The organism is Pseudomonas sp. SJZ077, assembly GCF_007993905.1.
GTDB lineage: Bacteria > Pseudomonadota > Gammaproteobacteria > Pseudomonadales > Pseudomonadaceae > Aquipseudomonas > Aquipseudomonas mandelii.
In genome coordinates, this window is sequence record NZ_VIUJ01000017.1 from 76,911 (window position 1) to 92,438 (window position 15,528).

Annotated in this window: 15 protein-coding genes; 6 read left to right on the forward strand and 9 right to left on the reverse strand. The window is 61.3% G+C overall.

Annotated elements, in window-relative coordinates:
* Window position 1: 1 nt before the first annotated feature.
* The 7 genes from FBY01_RS23160 to FBY01_RS23190 all read right to left on the reverse strand — a co-directional run bounded on the left by FBY01_RS23160 (window position 2) and on the right by FBY01_RS23190 (window position 8,434).
* Window positions 2-544 carry a DUF2058 domain-containing protein gene (locus FBY01_RS23160; protein WP_010457087.1) on the reverse strand — a complete coding sequence of 181 codons (543 nt, stop codon included), beginning with the start codon at window positions 542-544 and terminating at the stop codon, window positions 2-4.
* 28 nt (window positions 545-572) lie between these two features.
* The gene (mazG, locus tag FBY01_RS23165; protein ID WP_145309701.1) at window positions 573-1,406 is read right to left on the reverse strand and encodes a nucleoside triphosphate pyrophosphohydrolase; all 834 of its coding nucleotides are present in this window, start codon (window positions 1,404-1,406) and stop codon (window positions 573-575) included.
* A 132-nt stretch (window positions 1,407-1,538) separates the two neighbouring features.
* Complete coding sequence (gene relA, locus FBY01_RS23170) at window positions 1,539-3,782, reverse strand: GTP diphosphokinase (protein ID WP_010457093.1); 2,244 nt, start codon at window positions 3,780-3,782, stop codon at window positions 1,539-1,541.
* A gap of 122 nt (window positions 3,783-3,904) precedes the next feature.
* Entirely contained in the window at window positions 3,905-5,257 is a 1,353-nt protein-coding gene (gene rlmD, locus FBY01_RS23175) for a 23S rRNA (uracil(1939)-C(5))-methyltransferase RlmD (RefSeq protein ID WP_145309704.1), read from the reverse strand.
* Window positions 5,257-6,159: a cysteine synthase CysM gene (cysM, locus tag FBY01_RS23180; protein WP_042932649.1), complete on the reverse strand. Its 903-nt coding sequence runs from the start codon at window positions 6,157-6,159 to the stop codon at window positions 5,257-5,259. The genes rlmD and cysM overlap by 1 nt, the downstream gene beginning before the upstream one ends.
* Before the next feature lie 141 nt (window positions 6,160-6,300).
* On the reverse strand, window positions 6,301-7,725 hold the full coding sequence (locus tag FBY01_RS23185) for a sensor histidine kinase (protein WP_145309705.1): 1,425 nt from the start codon (window positions 7,723-7,725) through the stop codon (window positions 6,301-6,303).
* Entirely contained in the window at window positions 7,712-8,434 is a 723-nt protein-coding gene (locus FBY01_RS23190; RefSeq protein WP_145309707.1) for a response regulator transcription factor, read from the reverse strand. Before FBY01_RS23190 ends, FBY01_RS23185 begins: the two co-directional genes overlap by 14 nt.
* Window positions 8,435-8,648: 214 nt before the next feature.
* On the opposite strand from FBY01_RS23190, the gene FBY01_RS23195 reads away from it, so the two are divergent.
* On the forward strand, window positions 8,649-11,402 hold the full coding sequence (locus tag FBY01_RS23195; RefSeq protein WP_010457103.1) for a response regulator: 2,754 nt from the start codon (window positions 8,649-8,651) through the stop codon (window positions 11,400-11,402).
* 154 nt (window positions 11,403-11,556) lie between these two features.
* A complete protein-coding gene (locus tag FBY01_RS23200) occupies window positions 11,557-12,546 on the forward strand; it encodes a 2-hydroxyacid dehydrogenase (RefSeq protein ID WP_102595526.1) in 990 nt (329 codons plus the stop codon).
* A gap of 5 nt (window positions 12,547-12,551) precedes the next feature.
* Here FBY01_RS23200 and FBY01_RS23205 read toward each other — a convergent pair whose 3' ends face one another.
* The gene (locus FBY01_RS23205; protein WP_077749205.1) at window positions 12,552-12,953 is read right to left on the reverse strand and encodes a hypothetical protein; all 402 of its coding nucleotides are present in this window, start codon (window positions 12,951-12,953) and stop codon (window positions 12,552-12,554) included.
* Window positions 12,954-13,087: 134 nt separating this feature from the next.
* Between FBY01_RS23205 and FBY01_RS23210 the strand changes: the two genes are divergently transcribed.
* Both FBY01_RS23210 and FBY01_RS23215 read left to right on the forward strand, forming a co-directional pair.
* On the forward strand, window positions 13,088-13,522 hold the full coding sequence (locus FBY01_RS23210; protein WP_010457109.1) for a hypothetical protein: 435 nt from the start codon (window positions 13,088-13,090) through the stop codon (window positions 13,520-13,522).
* A complete protein-coding gene (locus tag FBY01_RS23215; protein WP_010457111.1) occupies window positions 13,522-13,926 on the forward strand; it encodes an META domain-containing protein in 405 nt (134 codons plus the stop codon). Before FBY01_RS23210 ends, FBY01_RS23215 begins: the two co-directional genes overlap by 1 nt.
* 73 nt (window positions 13,927-13,999) lie before the next feature.
* Here the strand turns inward: FBY01_RS23215 and FBY01_RS23220 are convergent, their stop codons facing one another.
* Complete coding sequence (locus FBY01_RS23220; RefSeq protein ID WP_010457113.1) at window positions 14,000-14,467, reverse strand: TlpA disulfide reductase family protein; 468 nt, start codon at window positions 14,465-14,467, stop codon at window positions 14,000-14,002.
* A gap of 114 nt (window positions 14,468-14,581) precedes the next feature.
* Between FBY01_RS23220 and arsC the strand changes: the two genes are divergently transcribed.
* Both arsC and wrbA read left to right on the forward strand, forming a co-directional pair.
* Entirely contained in the window at window positions 14,582-14,935 is a 354-nt protein-coding gene (arsC, locus tag FBY01_RS23225; RefSeq protein ID WP_145309709.1) for an arsenate reductase (glutaredoxin), read from the forward strand.
* Entirely contained in the window at window positions 14,932-15,528 is a 597-nt protein-coding gene (gene wrbA / locus FBY01_RS23230) for an NAD(P)H:quinone oxidoreductase (protein ID WP_010457117.1), read from the forward strand. The genes arsC and wrbA overlap by 4 nt, the downstream gene beginning before the upstream one ends.

Below are 15,528 nucleotides of genomic sequence, written 5' to 3' on the forward strand. Positions count from 1 at the left end.
CTTACCACATCAGATCATCAGGGATCTGATAGGCCGCGTATGGATCATCTTCGGCAGCGACTTCTTCAGTCTTGACGTTCAGCTGCACGATGCGCCGAGGATCGCGCTCCTGAATCTTCAGGGCCGCCTCACGCGGGATCACTTCGTAGCCGCCGGCATGGTGCACGATCGCCAGGAAGCCATTGCTCAACTGGTTGCGCATCAGCGTGTTGACGGAGATACGCTTGACCTTCTTGTCGTCAACGAAGTTGTAGTAGTCCTCGGTCGTCAGCTTCGGCAGGCGCGAGACTTCGATCAATTGCTTGATCTGCGCCGCGCGAGCCTTGGCCTCGACTTTCTCCTGTTGCTGACGGTTCAGCTCCTGGTCGCGCTTGACCTTCTCGGCCATGGCTTCCTGGGCGGCACGCTGCTGCGAGTCATCGAGTTCAATCTGGCCTTTATGGGCCAGGCGTTGCTGCTTCTGCTTCTCTTTGCCGACCTGTTTGGCCTGCTTTTGGTTGACCAGCCCTGCTTTGAGCAACTGGTCGCGAAGGGAAATGCTCATGGTGCTTATTTCTCACTTAGGCCACTGCTCAACTGCAGCTGGGCAAATTCTTTTCCTGACGTTTGGCTTCGCCCCACAAGGCGTCCAACTCTTCGAGGGTGCAATCTTCCATGGGACGGTGGGTGTCGCGCAATGCCTGTTCGATAAAACGGAAGCGTCTTTCAAACTTGCTGTTGGCGCCACGCAGTGCAGTTTCCGGGTCGACTTTCAGATGACGCGCCAGATTGACCACGGAAAACAGCAAATCACCCACCTCATCGGCAATCGCTGCCGAGTCATTGTCGGCCATGGCTTCGAGCACTTCATCGAGTTCTTCGCGGACCTTGTCCAGCACCGGCAAGGCGTCCGGCCAGTCGAAACCGACCTGCCCCGCGCGCTTCTGCAACTTCGCCGAGCGGGACAATGCAGGCAGCGCGGCAGGCACATCGTCGAGCAAGGACAGCTGTTCGGGCGCGGATGATTTCTCGGCGCGCTCCTCAGCCTTGATCTCTTCCCAGCGCTGCTTGACTTGGTCTTCACTCAGACGCGGAACATCCAGCGGCGCGTACAGATCACCGGTTGGAAATACGTGAGGATGGCGACGGATCAGCTTGCGGGTGATGCTGTCGATCACACCGGCGAATTCGAAGCGCCCTTCTTCCCGGGCCAGCTGGCTGTAATAAACCACCTGGAACAGCAAATCACCCAACTCGCCCTGCAAGTGATCGAAGTCACCGCGCTCGATGGCGTCAGCGACTTCGTAGGCTTCCTCAAGGGTGTGCGGGACGATGGTGGCGTAGGTTTGCTTGATGTCCCACGGGCAACCGAACTGCGGGTCGCGCAGACGGTTCATCAGGTGCAGCAAGTCTTCAAGTGAATACATCAATCAATCTCTACATCTGCAATGCGGTATGTCGGCCCAACCGTAACCCCGTAGGAGCGAGGCTTGCCCGCGAAGGCGTCATACCTGACACACCGCCTTCGCGGGCAAGCCTCGCTCCTACAAGGATCATCATCACGGTGTACGGTTACGCCGGGTTTCGATGATGTTCGGCAACTGGGAAATCCGTCCCAGCAACCGCCCCAATGCATCCAGCCCCGGAATCTCGATGGTCAGGGACATCAGCGCGGTGTTGTCCTCCTTGTTCGAGCGGGTGTTGACCGCCAGCACGTTGATCCGCTCGTTGAGCAATACCTGCGACACGTCACGCAGCAAACCGGAACGGTCGTAGGCGCGGATGATGATGTCCACCGGGTAGGTGAGTACCGGCACCGGGCCCCAGCTGACCTGAATGATCCGCTCCGGCTCGCGCCCGCCCAGTTGCAGCACCGAGGCACAGTCCTGACGGTGAATGCTCACGCCACGGCCCTGGGTGATGTAACCGACAATGGCATCACCCGGCAACGGCTGGCAGCAGCCGGCCATTTGCGTCATCAGATTGCCGACACCCTGAATCTGAATGTCGCCGCGCTTGCCCGGTTTGTAGCCGGTGGCTTTGCGCGGGATCAGTTCCAGCTGCTCATTGCCGCGTTCCGGCTCGACCAGTTGTTGCGCCAGGTTCACCAGTTGCGCCAGGCGCAGATCGCCCGCGCCCAACGCGGCGTACATGTCTTCGGCGGTCTTCATGTTGGCCTTGTCGGCCAGCTTGTCGAAGTCCACCGCTGGCAAGCCGAGACGACTGAGCTCACGTTCGAGCAGGGTTTTGCCGGCCGCGACGTTCTGATCACGCGCCTGCAACTTGAACCAGTGAACGATCTTTGCCCGTGCCCGCGAGGTGGTGATGTAACCCAGGTTCGGGTTCAGCCAGTCGCGGCTCGGAGTGCCGTGCTTGCTGGTGATGATCTCGACCTGTTCACCGGTTTGCAGGCTGTAGTTGAGCGGTACGATGCGCCCGTTGATCTTCGCGCCACGGCAGTTGTGACCGATTTCGGTGTGCACGCGGTAGGCGAAGTCCAGCGGGGTCGCGCCCTTCGGCAGGTCGATGGCGTGACCGTCCGGGGTGAAAATGTAGACCCGGTCCGGCTCGATATCGACCCGCAGCTGTTCAGCCAGACCGCCGATATCACCCAATTCTTCATGCCACTCGAGGACCTGGCGCAGCCAGGAAATTTTCTCTTCGTAGTGGTTGGAGCCGGATTTGACGTCGGTGCCCTTGTAGCGCCAGTGCGCGCAAACGCCCAGCTCGGCTTCTTCGTGCATGGCGTGGGTGCGGATCTGCACTTCCAGCACCTTGCCCTCAGGGCCGATCACCGCGGTGTGCAGCGAGCGGTAGCCGTTCTCTTTCGGGTTGGCAATGTAGTCGTCGAATTCCTTCGGGATGTGCCGCCACAACGTATGGACGATGCCGAGCGCGGTGTAGCAGTCGCGCATTTCCGGCACCAGCACACGAACGGCGCGCACGTCGTAGATCTGGCTGAACTCCAGCCCCTTGCGCTGCATTTTGCGCCAGATCGAATAGATGTGTTTGGCCCGGCCGCTGATGTCGGCATCGACGCCGGTGGCCTGCAACTCGACTTTCAGCTGGTTCATCACATCGGCAATGAAACGCTCGCGATCCAGACGCCGCTCGTGCAGCAACTTGGCGATCTGCTTGTACTGATCGGGCTCAAGGTAACGGAAGGACAAATCCTCCAGTTCCCATTTGATATGACCGATACCGAGACGGTGAGCCAGCGGCGCGTAGATGTCGAAGACTTCACGGGCAACGCGATTACGCTTTTCGTCGTCGGCGGTTTTCACCGCACGGATCGCGCAGGTGCGCTCGGCCAGTTTGATCAGCGCGACGCGCACGTCGTCGACCATGGCCACCAGCATTTTGCGCAGGTTTTCGACCTGGCCCTGGGTGCCCAGCACCAACGATTGACGGGGGCTCAGGCTGGCGCTGATCGCCGCCATGCGCAACACGCCGTCGATGAGTTTGGCGACCACCGGACCGAAGCGCTGGCTGACCGCCGGCAGTTCGATCTGGCCTTCGCGCACGCCGCGGTACAGGACCGCCGCGACCAACGAATCCTGATCGAGTTTGAGGTCGGCGAGAATCTCGGCGATCTCAAGGCCGGTGCGGAAACTCGAGGTCCCTTCGGACCATAGATTCTTCGCCGCATTGGCCTGTTGTTCAGACACGCGAGCGAACTCGCACGCTTCCTTCAAGGCTTCGCGATCCAGTGCCAGATCGACACTGACCGCATGATCGAGCCAAGCCTCGAGATTGATACTGCCGTCAGTGTTGATCGGCTGGTGTGCTCTCACCTGTACCATCTTGCTTACCTTCCCTACGACGCAGATTCAATGCGTCAATTCGCTGACCTTCATTGCCCGATTGCCCTCACGGGGCTACTGCAAGAGCGGCACGGGCGGCCAGTCGGACCAGACGAGCCGTCCTAGCTCGCTTCAAATAACGCCATGGCCTCGACATGTGCCGTCTGAGGAAACATATCGAGAATCCCGGCACGTTTTAACCGGTAGCCCTGCTTGATCAATTCGACCGTATCGCGCGCCAGCGTTGCCGGGTTGCACGATACGTACACCAACCGTTTGGCGCCCAGGGACGCCAGCTTGCGCACGACCTCGAAAGCACCGTCACGCGGTGGGTCCAAGAGTACCGCACAAAAGCCTTCGCGCGCCCATTCGGCATCGGTCAAAGGCTGGGATAAATCGGCCTGAAAAAAAGTCGCATTATGAAGATTGTTGCTAGCTGCATTCGCGGCTGCTCGCTCGACCATCGCCTGCACACCTTCCACTGCCACCACTTCGCGAACGACCTTGGCCAGCGGCAAGGCAAAGTTACCCAACCCACAGAATAGATCGAGAACCCGTTCCTCCGCTGTCGGCTTCAGCCACTCCAACGCCTGGGCGATCATCGCTTCATTGACCCCGGCGTTGACCTGGATGAAATCTCCCGGTCGGTACGCCAGATTCAAGTCCCACTGTTCAAGTCGATAACCCAACGACTGGTCAGTCTCGACCGGTTGCGGTTCACCGTCTCCGTGCAGCCACAGTTGGGCTTCATGGAACGCGCAGAAATCCTTGAGGATCGTCATGTCGGCGTCGGACAGCGGCGCCATGTGCCGCAGCAACACCGCCAACGACGAACCGCTGAACAATTCCACATGCCCCAGCGCCTGAGGTTTGCTCAAGTGTCGAAGCATTTCCGGCAAGCGGGTCATGATCGGCTGCAAGGGCTGGACCAACACCGGGCATTCGTTGATGGCCACGATGTCCTGACTGCCCGCCGCGCGGAAACCGACTTCGAGCTTCTTCGCTTTCATGTCCCAACGCACCGCCACTCGAGCGCGACGGCGGTAACCGAATTCCGGACCGCTCAACGGCGCTGCCCACTCTTGGGGTTCGACACCGGCGACCTTGGACAGTTGTTCGGCGAGCATGCGCTGTTTCAGGGCAAGTTGTTCAGTGTGCGGCAGATGTTGCACGCTGCAACCGCCACAGCGGCCGGCATGCGGGCACGGCGCCGGACGACGCAACTCGCTGGCCTGGAACACCCGTTCGGTGCGCGCCTCGACCACTTTGCCGTGGGCACCCAACACGCGCGCCTCGACGTCTTCGCCCGCCAGCGCGCCGAGGACGAACCAGGTGCGACCTTCGAAAAACGCGATACCGCGACCGTCATTGGCCAGGCGCTCGATGCTCAAGCGCTGCTTTTTGCCGGTCGGAATTTGCGGGGCCTTGCTGCCGCCAGTGGGTTGGAAGCGCAGGCCTCTCTCTTGCTTGGCCATCAGTTGGGCGCGTCGAAAATGCCGGTCGACAAGTAACGGTCGCCACGGTCGCAAATAATCGCGACGATCACCGCGTTTTCAACTTCCCGGGACAGGCGCAGCATCGCTGCCACCGCACCGCCCGAGGACACGCCGCAGAAGATGCCTTCTTCGCGGGCCAGACGACGGGTCACGTCTTCAGCTTCGCTTTGCGCCATGTCGACAATGCGGTCGACACGATCGGCTTGATAAATCTTCGGCAGGTATTCCTGCGGCCAGCGACGGATACCCGGAATCGCCGAGCCTTCCATCGGTTGCAGGCCGATGATCTGCACGTTGTCGTTCTGCTCTTTCAAGTAGCGCGAGACACCCATGATGGTGCCGGTGGTGCCCATCGAACTGACGAAATGAGTGATGGTGCCCTCGGTCTGGCGCCAGATTTCCGGGCCGGTGGTGGTGTAGTGCGCTTCGGGGTTATCGCCGTTGGCGAACTGATCCAGCACCTTGCCACGGCCTTCGGCTTCCATTCGCTGAGCGAGGTCGCGCGCGCCTTCCATGCCTTCTTCCTGGGTGACCAGGATCAGCTCGGCGCCATAGGCCGTCATCGCGGCCTTACGTTCGGCGCTGGAGTTGTCCGGCATGATCAGGATCATCTTGTAACCCTTGATCGCGGCAGCCATGGCCAGCGCGATACCGGTGTTACCCGAAGTCGCTTCGATCAGCGTATCGCCGGCGTGGATCTGCCCACGCAATTCAGCGCGGGTAATCATCGACAGCGCCGGCCGGTCCTTGACCGAACCCGCCGGGTTATTCCCTTCGAGCTTGAGCAAAAGGGTATTGCTGGTGGCGCCAGGCAGGCGCTGCAAACGGACCAGCGGGGTGTTGCCGACGCAATCGGCGATGGTTGGGTACTGCAAGGTCATGGCGTATTCGCAATCCAGACTGCGGGGGCGCCTATCATACCGGCAAACGCGAGCAGGCCATATCACGCAAAGTGCGGTGCTTATGGCTTATGGGAATAAGGGGCTGTTTCAGCGTTACGCTCCCACAGGGTGCGGGGTTGATCAGACGATTTGTGGTCGGCAAAGATCCACTGTGGGAGCGAGCCTGCTCGCGATGGCGTCGTCACTGACGCCATCACTCTCAGCCACTAACCGAATATTTAGCCGCAGCCCACGCCCAGTGTTCTGTGCCCAAAGACTCCCGCCCTGACGTTTCACCGCATTCCTCGCAATGCTCAACCCCAAGCCGAATCCGCCATCCCCCGGCCGCGAGCCGTCGAGTCGAATGAACGGACAGAAGATCCGCTCCAGATCCGCCTCAGCCACTCCTCCACCCTCATCCTCCAGCCACAAATGCCAGAAGTCGCCGTCACGTTCCCCGCCGAAACGCACGATACCGCCACTCGGCGAATGACGAATGGCATTGCGCAGAATGTTCTCCAGCGCCTGCGCCAAGGTGTTGAGATTGCCCCGAACCCAACAGGACGAATCCACCGCGCACTGCAACTGGCTCGCCGGCCACGCACTTTCATAACAAGCGTTTTCCGTGAGCATTTCCCACAGCGCCTGGACCTGGATCGCTTCGTCGGGCAACGGGGCGCGCTCGGTGTCGAGCCAGGCCAGTTGCAGAGTGTCTTCTACCAGCCGCTGCATGCCATCGACTTCCCGACCGATGCGCTCGCGCAATTGCGCCAGCCCCTGCTCGCTTTCGCTGGCGACCCGCAGACGGCTCAGCGGCGTACGCAGTTCGTGGGACAAGTCGCGCAGCAATTGCTGCTGCAGGGCCACAGTACTTTGCAGACGCTCGGCCATGTGATCGAAGGCCCGACCCAGCTCTCCGAGTTCATCCGAACGTTTGGTGGTGCTGCTCGACAGACGCACATTCAACTGGTCGGCGCGCCAGGCATTGGCCTGCTCGCGCAATTGATTCAACGGTACGACCAGCAGCCGATACAGGCCGACGCACAGCAACAGCGTGAACAATCCCGGGATGATGCCGTTGGTGATCACGCGCCAGAACAGCCTGTATTGGCCGGGCATGAAGCGCTGGGGCAGTTCGATGACCAGGCTGCCAGCCGTCGAATCGCCGGGAAACGGCACGCGCAGCCACGGCAGGCGTTTCTTGTGAATGGGCCAATCCAGGCCGCGCAGGAAAGTCAGTCGCTCGATTTCCTGGTCAGTGAGCGGCTGGCTGCTTAGGGACTGCAAATCACCGCTGATGACGCCAACCCAGCCTGTTTCACGCTGTTTCATGCCTTGCAGCCAGGCATCGACGCCCGCGCTCTGCTCCGAACGCCACGCCTGCTCGGCCTCGGCGGCATACCCCGTCAGCGTGACTCGGGCCTGATCCGACAAAAACTGGTTTCGCTGCTCCATGTAGCGCCCCCAGGACCAGCTCAGCCAGATCATCAGCAGACAGAACGCCACCAACAGACATGCCAGTTTCCAGAACAGCGAGTGTCGGCCCGGCAAGTCAGACCATTTCATCGCCGGCACTCAACACGTAACCCTTGCCCCAGACCGTACGCACTTGCCGCTGGGTGTAGCCGATGCCTTTGAGTTTGCGGCGGATCTGACTGATGTGCATGTCGAGGCTGCGGTCATGGGCGGCAAAACCGCGTTGCAGCACGTGCTGATAAAGGAAGGCTTTGCTCAGCACTTCATCGCCATTGCGATTCAAGGTGTCCAGCAATCGATACTCGCTGCGGGTCAGGCCCGCGGCGAGCTCGCCATAGGAAACGTCACAGAGTTCGTCATCGAAACGCAGGCTGTCGACCGAGGACCCCGCCGCTGCCGGCTCCGGCCGGCGGTCGAGCGCCACCCGGCGCAGGATCGCTTCGATGCGCACACGCAACTCGGCCATGCTGAAAGGCTTTGGCAGGTAATCATCGGCCCCCAGGCGAAAACCGCTGATGCGATCCGCCTCGGCGCCCAGCGCCGACATCAGCACCACCGGGGTCGAATGGCTCTGGCGCAGTTGCGTCAGCACGTTCAACCCGTTCAGCCCTGGCAGCAAAATGTCCATCAGCACCACGTCGAAGGGTTGCTGGCGGGCAATGTCCAGGCCTTCCTGGCCGTTCTGGCACCAGGTCACCTGAAAACCGCACCGGCCCAGATGCTCGTGCACATAAGCGCCGAGCACGAGATCGTCTTCAATGGACAGGATGCGAGGATGGCCAACAGAGATGGGAGTCATGAGTATCTGCAAATAATTCTCAGTTGGAGATTATTCAAGATTGCCTGACGTTGGGCAACCCAAGGTTTGCCCGTGGCGCGAAAGCGCCGGTCCGGCCGACGAATGACGACATCAATTTTACGAAGATTGCCTGCCTGCAAATCGCTACACTGGCCCGATGGCGCGTGCCGGACGCACGTGCAGGTCAATCAATAGCTGGATGCAGGAGAGATGCGTGCTCAAGAAACTGGGAATTAAAGGCCGCGTGCTGTTGCTGACCCTGTTGCCGACCAGCCTGATGGCGCTGATCCTGGGTGGCTATTTCACCTGGATGCAGCAATCCGACCTGCAAACCCAACTGATGCAGCGCGGTGAGATGATCGCCGAACAGCTCGCGCCCTTGGTGGCCCCGGCCATGGGTCGCAAAGACAACGAGCTGCTGGAGCGTATCGCCACCCAGTCGCTGGAAACACCGGACGTGCGCGCCGTGACCTTCCTCGCCGCCGACCGTACGCCCGTAGCCCACGCCGGCCCGACCATGCTCAACCCGGCGCCGTTGGGCAATGGCTCAAAAATGCTGCGCCACAGTGGCAACGATGCGACACGCTATCTGCTGCCGGTCTTTGGCAAGCACCGCAACCTTGCCGGCGACCTGATACCGGATGAAGCCGACCGACTGTTGGGCTGGGTCGAACTCGAACTGTCCCACAGCGGCATGCTGCTGCGCGGTTACCGCAGCCTGTTCGCCAGCCTGCTGCTGATCGGCGCGGGCCTGGCCGGCGCAGCGCTGCTCGCCTTGCGCATGGGCCGGACCATCAACCGGCCGATCAGCCAGATCAAACTGGCGGTAGCGCAACTCAAGGACGGCCATCTGGAAACCCGTCTGCCACCCCTTGGCAGTCAGGAACTGGATGAGCTCGCGTCCGGCATCAACCGCATGGCCGGCACGTTGCAAAACGCGCAGGAAGAGTTGCAGAACAGTGTCGACCAGGCCACCGAAGACGTGCGCCAGAACCTGGAAACCATCGAGATCCAGAACATCGAACTGGACCTGGCGCGCAAGGAAGCCCTGGAAGCGAGCCGGATCAAATCCGAGTTCCTGGCCAACATGAGCCATGAAATCCGCACCCCGCTCAATGGCATTCTCGGCTTTACGCACCTGCTGCAAAAAAGCGAGCTGACCCCGCGTCAGCTCGACTACCTGGGCACCATCGAAAAGTCCGCCGACAGCCTGCTGGGGATCATCAACGAGATCCTCGACTTCTCGAAAATCGAGGCCGGCAAACTGGTGCTCGACAATATTCCGTTCAACCTGCGCGACCTGCTGCAGGACACCCTGACCATCCTCGCCCCGGCCGCCCATGCCAAACAGCTTGAGTTGGTGAGCCTGGTGTATCGCGACACGCCGTTGTCGCTGGTGGGCGATCCGCTTCGGCTCAAGCAGATCCTCACCAACCTGGTGAGCAACGCGATCAAGTTCACTCGCGAAGGCACCATCGTCGCCCGGGCCATGCTCGAAGAGGAACACGAAGACAGCGTGCAACTGCGCATCAGCATTCAGGACACCGGCATCGGCCTGTCGAACCAGGATGTGCGCGCGCTGTTCCAGGCGTTCAGCCAGGCTGACAATTCGCTGTCCCGACAGCCAGGAGGCACGGGCCTGGGTCTGGTGATTTCCAAGCGCCTGATCGAACAGATGGGCGGCGAGATCGGTGTCGACAGTACGCCGGGCGAAGGTTCGGAATTCTGGATCAGCCTCAGCCTGCCCAAGACCCGCGACGACGCCGAAGACCTGCCCGGCCCGCCGCTGCTCGGGCGCCGCGTGGCGGTGCTGGAAAACCATGAACTGGCCCGTCAGGCCTTGCAGCATCAGCTGGAAGATTGCGGCCTGGCCGTCACGCCGTTCAATACCCTGGAAAGCCTGACCAATGGCGTGACCGGCGCGCATCAGACCGATCAGGCGATCGATCTGGCGGTGCTCGGCATCACCAGCAACGACATGCCACCGGAGCGCCTCAACCAGCACATCTGGGATCTCGAACACCTGGGCTGCAAAGTGTTGGTGCTGTGCCCGACCACCGAACAGACGCTGTTCCACCTCTCGGTGCCCAACCCGCACAGTCAGCTTCAGGCCAAACCGGCCTGCACCCGCAAGTTGCGTCGGGCTTTGTCCGATCTGGTCAACCCGCGCCAGCAGCGCAGCGAGCCCGGCGAACCGGTATCGAGCCGCGCACCGAAGGTGCTGTGCGTCGACGACAACCCGGCCAACTTGTTGCTGGTGCAAACCCTGCTCGAAGACATGGGTGCCAAGGTGCTCGCGGTCGAAAGCGGTTACGCGGCAGTCAAAGCAGTGCAAAGCGAGACTTTTGACCTGGTGTTGATGGACGTGCAAATGCCCGGCATGGACGGACGTCAAAGCACTGAGGCGATTCGTCAGTGGGAAAGCGAGCGGCATTGCACGCCGCTGCCGATCGTCGCCCTCACCGCCCACGCCATGGCCAACGAAAAACGCGCGCTGCTGCAAAGCGGCATGGACGACTACCTGACCAAACCGATCAGCGAACGGCAACTGGCCCAGGTGGTGTTGAAGTGGACAGGCCTGGCGTTGCGCAATCACGGGCCGGAGCGCTCCAGCGACAGCCATGGCGGCGCCCATGAATTGCAGGTGCTCGACCACGACGAAGGCTTGCGCCTGGCCGCCGGCAAGGCCGATCTGGCCGCGGACATGCTGGCGATGTTGCTGGCCTCCCTGGAAGCTGATCGCGAGGCCATTCGCCTGGCCCGGGAAACCAATGACAACAACGCCTTGATCGAGCGCGTCCACCGCCTGCACGGCGCGACTCGTTATTGCGGCGTCCCGCAACTGCGTGCCGCCTGCCAGCGCAGCGAAACCCTGCTCAAGCAACAGGACCCCAAAGCCCCCGGCGCCCTGGAAGAACTCGACCGTGCGATCAACCGCCTGGCCGCCCATGCCCGGATAAACGCTTGATACAGCGCAATGGCGCCGGCCAGCATCGGCGCTAAGCTCACCGGGTTCTGTTCGTCGCGGCATCATTCCAGGTGTGGGAGCCCCTCGCCACAGCCGTTCGCACAATGGAACGGTGCGCGGCCACACAGGACTCGAAAAATATCAGGAGGACCGTATGCGCACGATTCTTTTCAGCAGCCAGACCTACGACCGTGACAGTTTTCTCGGCACCGAGCTCCCTGCCGGTATCGAGCTGCACTTTCAATCGGCGCGGCTGAGCCTCGATACGGTGGCGCTGGCGGAGCATCACGAGGTGGTCTGCGCGTTCATCAATGATGACTTGAGCGCGCCGGTGCTGGAACGTCTGGCAGCGGGCGGCACACGCTTGATCGCCCTGCGCTCGGCCGGTTACAACCATGTCGATCTCGCGGCGGCGAAGCGTTTAGGGCTGTCAATTGTGCGGGTCCCGGCATACTCGCCGCACGCGGTGGCCGAGCACGCGGTGGCGCTGATCCTGGCGCTCAACCGCCGCCTGCACCGTGCCTACAACCGTACCCGCGAAGGGGATTTCAGCCTGCACGGCCTGACCGGTTTCGATTTGGTGGGCAAGACGGTCGGCGTGGTCGGCACCGGGCAGATCGGCGCAACCTTCGCGAAAATCATGAACGGTTTCGGTTGCCGGTTGCTGGCCTACGACCCCTACCCCAATCCGCAGGTCGAAGCCCTCGGCGCCCGCTACCTGAGCTTGCCGCAATTGCTGGCCGAGTCGCAGATCATCAGCCTGCACTGCCCGCTCAATGAGCAGAGCAAACACTTGATCAACCGTGAATCACTGGCGCACTTGCAGCCCGGCGCGATGTTGATCAACACCGGACGCGGCGGCCTGGTGGACACGCCGGCGCTGATTGATGCACTGAAGGACGGCCAATTGGGGTATCTGGGGCTGGATGTCTATGAAGAGGAAGCGCAGCTGTTCTTCGAGGACCGCTCCGACCTGCCGCTGCAGGACGATGTGCTGGCGCGGCTGCTGACCTTTCCGAACGTGATCATCACCGCGCACCAGGCCTTCCTGACGCGCGAAGCGCTGGACGCAATTGCCACGACCACCCTGCAGAACATCGCAGCATGGGCCGCTGGCACGCCGCAGAATCAGGTCGAGGGCTGAGCCGGTCAGGCCTTGGACAAGAGAATCATCAGGCCCAGCCAGCCGAAACCCAGCAAGCGTTGCCCCACGGAATGCCCGCGACGCAGCAGGAACCAGACAAAAAACGGCGGCAGAAAGAAAATCATCAGCTTCAGCCACAGTTCCACCGGACGCACGCCGTTGGAGGCGGGCATCGACGCCGCCATCTCGATTGGGGCTGCGGTTTTGCGTTTACGCCCGAATGCGGCCGGGGTCACCCTGGCCACTTTCTCATCCTCCGGTAAACGCCCGAAAGAAAGGGGTGCCTGCACAGGCGCTGCCGTCGAAGTGGCCGCTTGCACCGTTCCCGCCGGTGCACCGCAATGAATGCAAGCAGGCGCCGTGGAGCTGATGCGTTGCTTGCACTCATAACATTCGATTAACGCCATGTCCGTTCCTTAGAAATGCAAAAGCGGCAGTGTGCCATGAGTCGACCGGTGATTTGAACCAGATCGAAGGTCATCTGCGCGCGCCATGCTGCGAGCAGGCCCGTGATAGCATACCGCGCATATTTGGAGGACCCATGGTCGAACACGATTTCCGCTATAGCCTGATGAACCCGCAACACACCCTCACCGAATGCCGCGCCCTTGTGCCGGGGCGTTATCAAGTCACCGGCAACGGCGGCTCGATTCGTAATAACGACGTGCTGGTCGTGACCCTCAAAGGTGCCAAGGACCTGTCCATGCGCCTGACTGTGGAAACGGTTCGCCACTTGATCAACCCGCCCGGCCAATGGGTCGCAGTGGCCAGTGGTCCGGTGTTCGGCGAATTGGCGATCCACACCTGGAAAGTCAACTGCGACAGCTGCGCCAAAGAGCTGAGCTTTGAGTTTGCGGTCGATGCCAAACTGGGCAACAAGGCAGAAAAACCTGCCGCCACTGCGCGGATTGCCGAGCTGGGCTGGACCACCGTTGGCGAGAAGCACCTGTGCCCGACCTGCCAGGAGCCCGCGTGATGAAACGCCTCGCCCTGACCGCCCTGGTTGGTGCCAGCCTGCTGGGCTGCGCCGCCGAGCCGGTGAAATTACAACAAAATCGCAGCTACATCCTGGAATGGATCGGCGAACGTCCACTGATGGATTACAGCCACCTGACCATCACCCTCGGTGAAGACGGTCGGGCTTACGGCAATGGCGGCTGCAACCACTGGTTTGCGCCGTACACGCTCGAAGGCGACAAGCTGAGCTTCGGCAAAATCGGCAGCACCCGCAAAATGTGCGCACCAGCCGTGATGGAGCAGGAAAAGCGCTTCATGCAGGCCCTGGAAAATGTGCAGCGCTGGGATGTTTCGCCGATCGAACAGATGCGCTTCTGGCCGGCCGAAGGCAAGCCGTTGCGTTGGTGGCTTGAAGAGGGTTGATAACCCCGAGCTGTGGCCAAGTGAATACCTGTGGCGAGGGAGCAAGCTCCCTCGCCACAAGATCCATGCGCAGTCACTTGACCGCTTGCAACGCCTCAAGCTTGGCCATCACCCCCGCCGCCGTCTGCTCGCCCATCAACTGCTCGCGTACCTTGCCCTTGTTATCGATGATGTAGGTCACCGGCAACGCTTCGCTGCGCGGCAACTCGAAAAGATCCGCCGGGTCCGACGCCAGCACGGTGAACTTGATCCCCAGTTTCTCGCTGGCGCTTTTCAGCTCTTCCCCCTGCACATTGTCGAAATTGACCCCGAACACACCTATCTTCTTGTCCTTCAACTGATCCGCCAGCGTATTCAACTCCGGGATCTCGGTACGGCACGGGCCGCACCATTCCGCCCAGTAGTTGAGCACCACCCATTGGTTGTCCAGACGTTCGGCGGCGACTTTCTGGCCGTTCTGGTCGATGCCATAGTCGTTGCCACAGCCCCCCAGCATCAACGCACCGATGATCGCCAATGCTGCTGCCAGTCGTCTTGTCATGTCGTAATCCTTGTTCAAAATTGAATGCGCCTGCGACCCATCGCCTCCCGAGGTTCTGGATTACGCGCTGCACAGTTAGAATAGCCGCCACCTTACGCAAGATGCGACCCGCACATGACCGATCTGACGCTTTATCACAACCCGCGCTGCTCGAAATCCCGCGGTGCGCTCGAACTGCTGGAAGCCCGTGGCCTGACCCCGACCGTGATCCGCTACCTGGAAACGCCGCTGGACGCCGCGCAAATCCAGAGCCTGCTGACCAAACTCGGCATCAGCGCCCGGCAACTGCTGCGCACCGGCGAGGACGAATACAAGACTCTCAACCTGGCCGACAGCAGTTTGAGCGAGGAGCAATTGATCGCCGCCATCGCCGTCAACCCGAAACTCATGGAGCGACCGATTCTGGAAGTCGGCGACAAAGCCATCATCGGCCGTCCGCCGGAGAATGTGCTGGAGTTGCTGCCGTGAGCGCGCCTTACATTCTGGTTCTGTATTACAGCCGCAGCGGTTCGACCAATGAAATGGCCCGGCAAATTGCCCGTGGCGTCGAGCAGGCCGGGATGGAAGCGCGCTTGCGCACCGTGCCGCCGATCTCCACCGAATGCGAAGCCGTGTCGCCGGACATCCCCGATGAAGGCGCGCTGTACGCCAGCCTCGACGACCTGAAGCACTGCGCGGGCCTGGCCATGGGCAGTCCGACCCGGTTCGGCAACATGGCCGCGCCGCTCAAGTACTTCCTCGACGGCACCAGCAATCTTTGGCTGACGGGGGCGCTGGTGGGCAAACCGGCCGGGGTATTCACCTCCACCGCAAGCCTGCACGGTGGTCAGGAAACCACGCTGCTGTCGATGATGTTGCCGTTGCTGCACCACGGCATGCTGATTACCGGCCTGCCGTATAGCGAATCGGCCCTGCTGGAAACCCGGGGCGGCGGCACGCCGTATGGCGCCAGTCATCACGCCGGGGCGGATGGCAAAAGCGGTTTGAACGAACATGAAGTCGCGCTATGCCGGGCCTTGGGCCTGCGTCTGGCGAAGACTGCGCAGAAACTGGGGAACTGA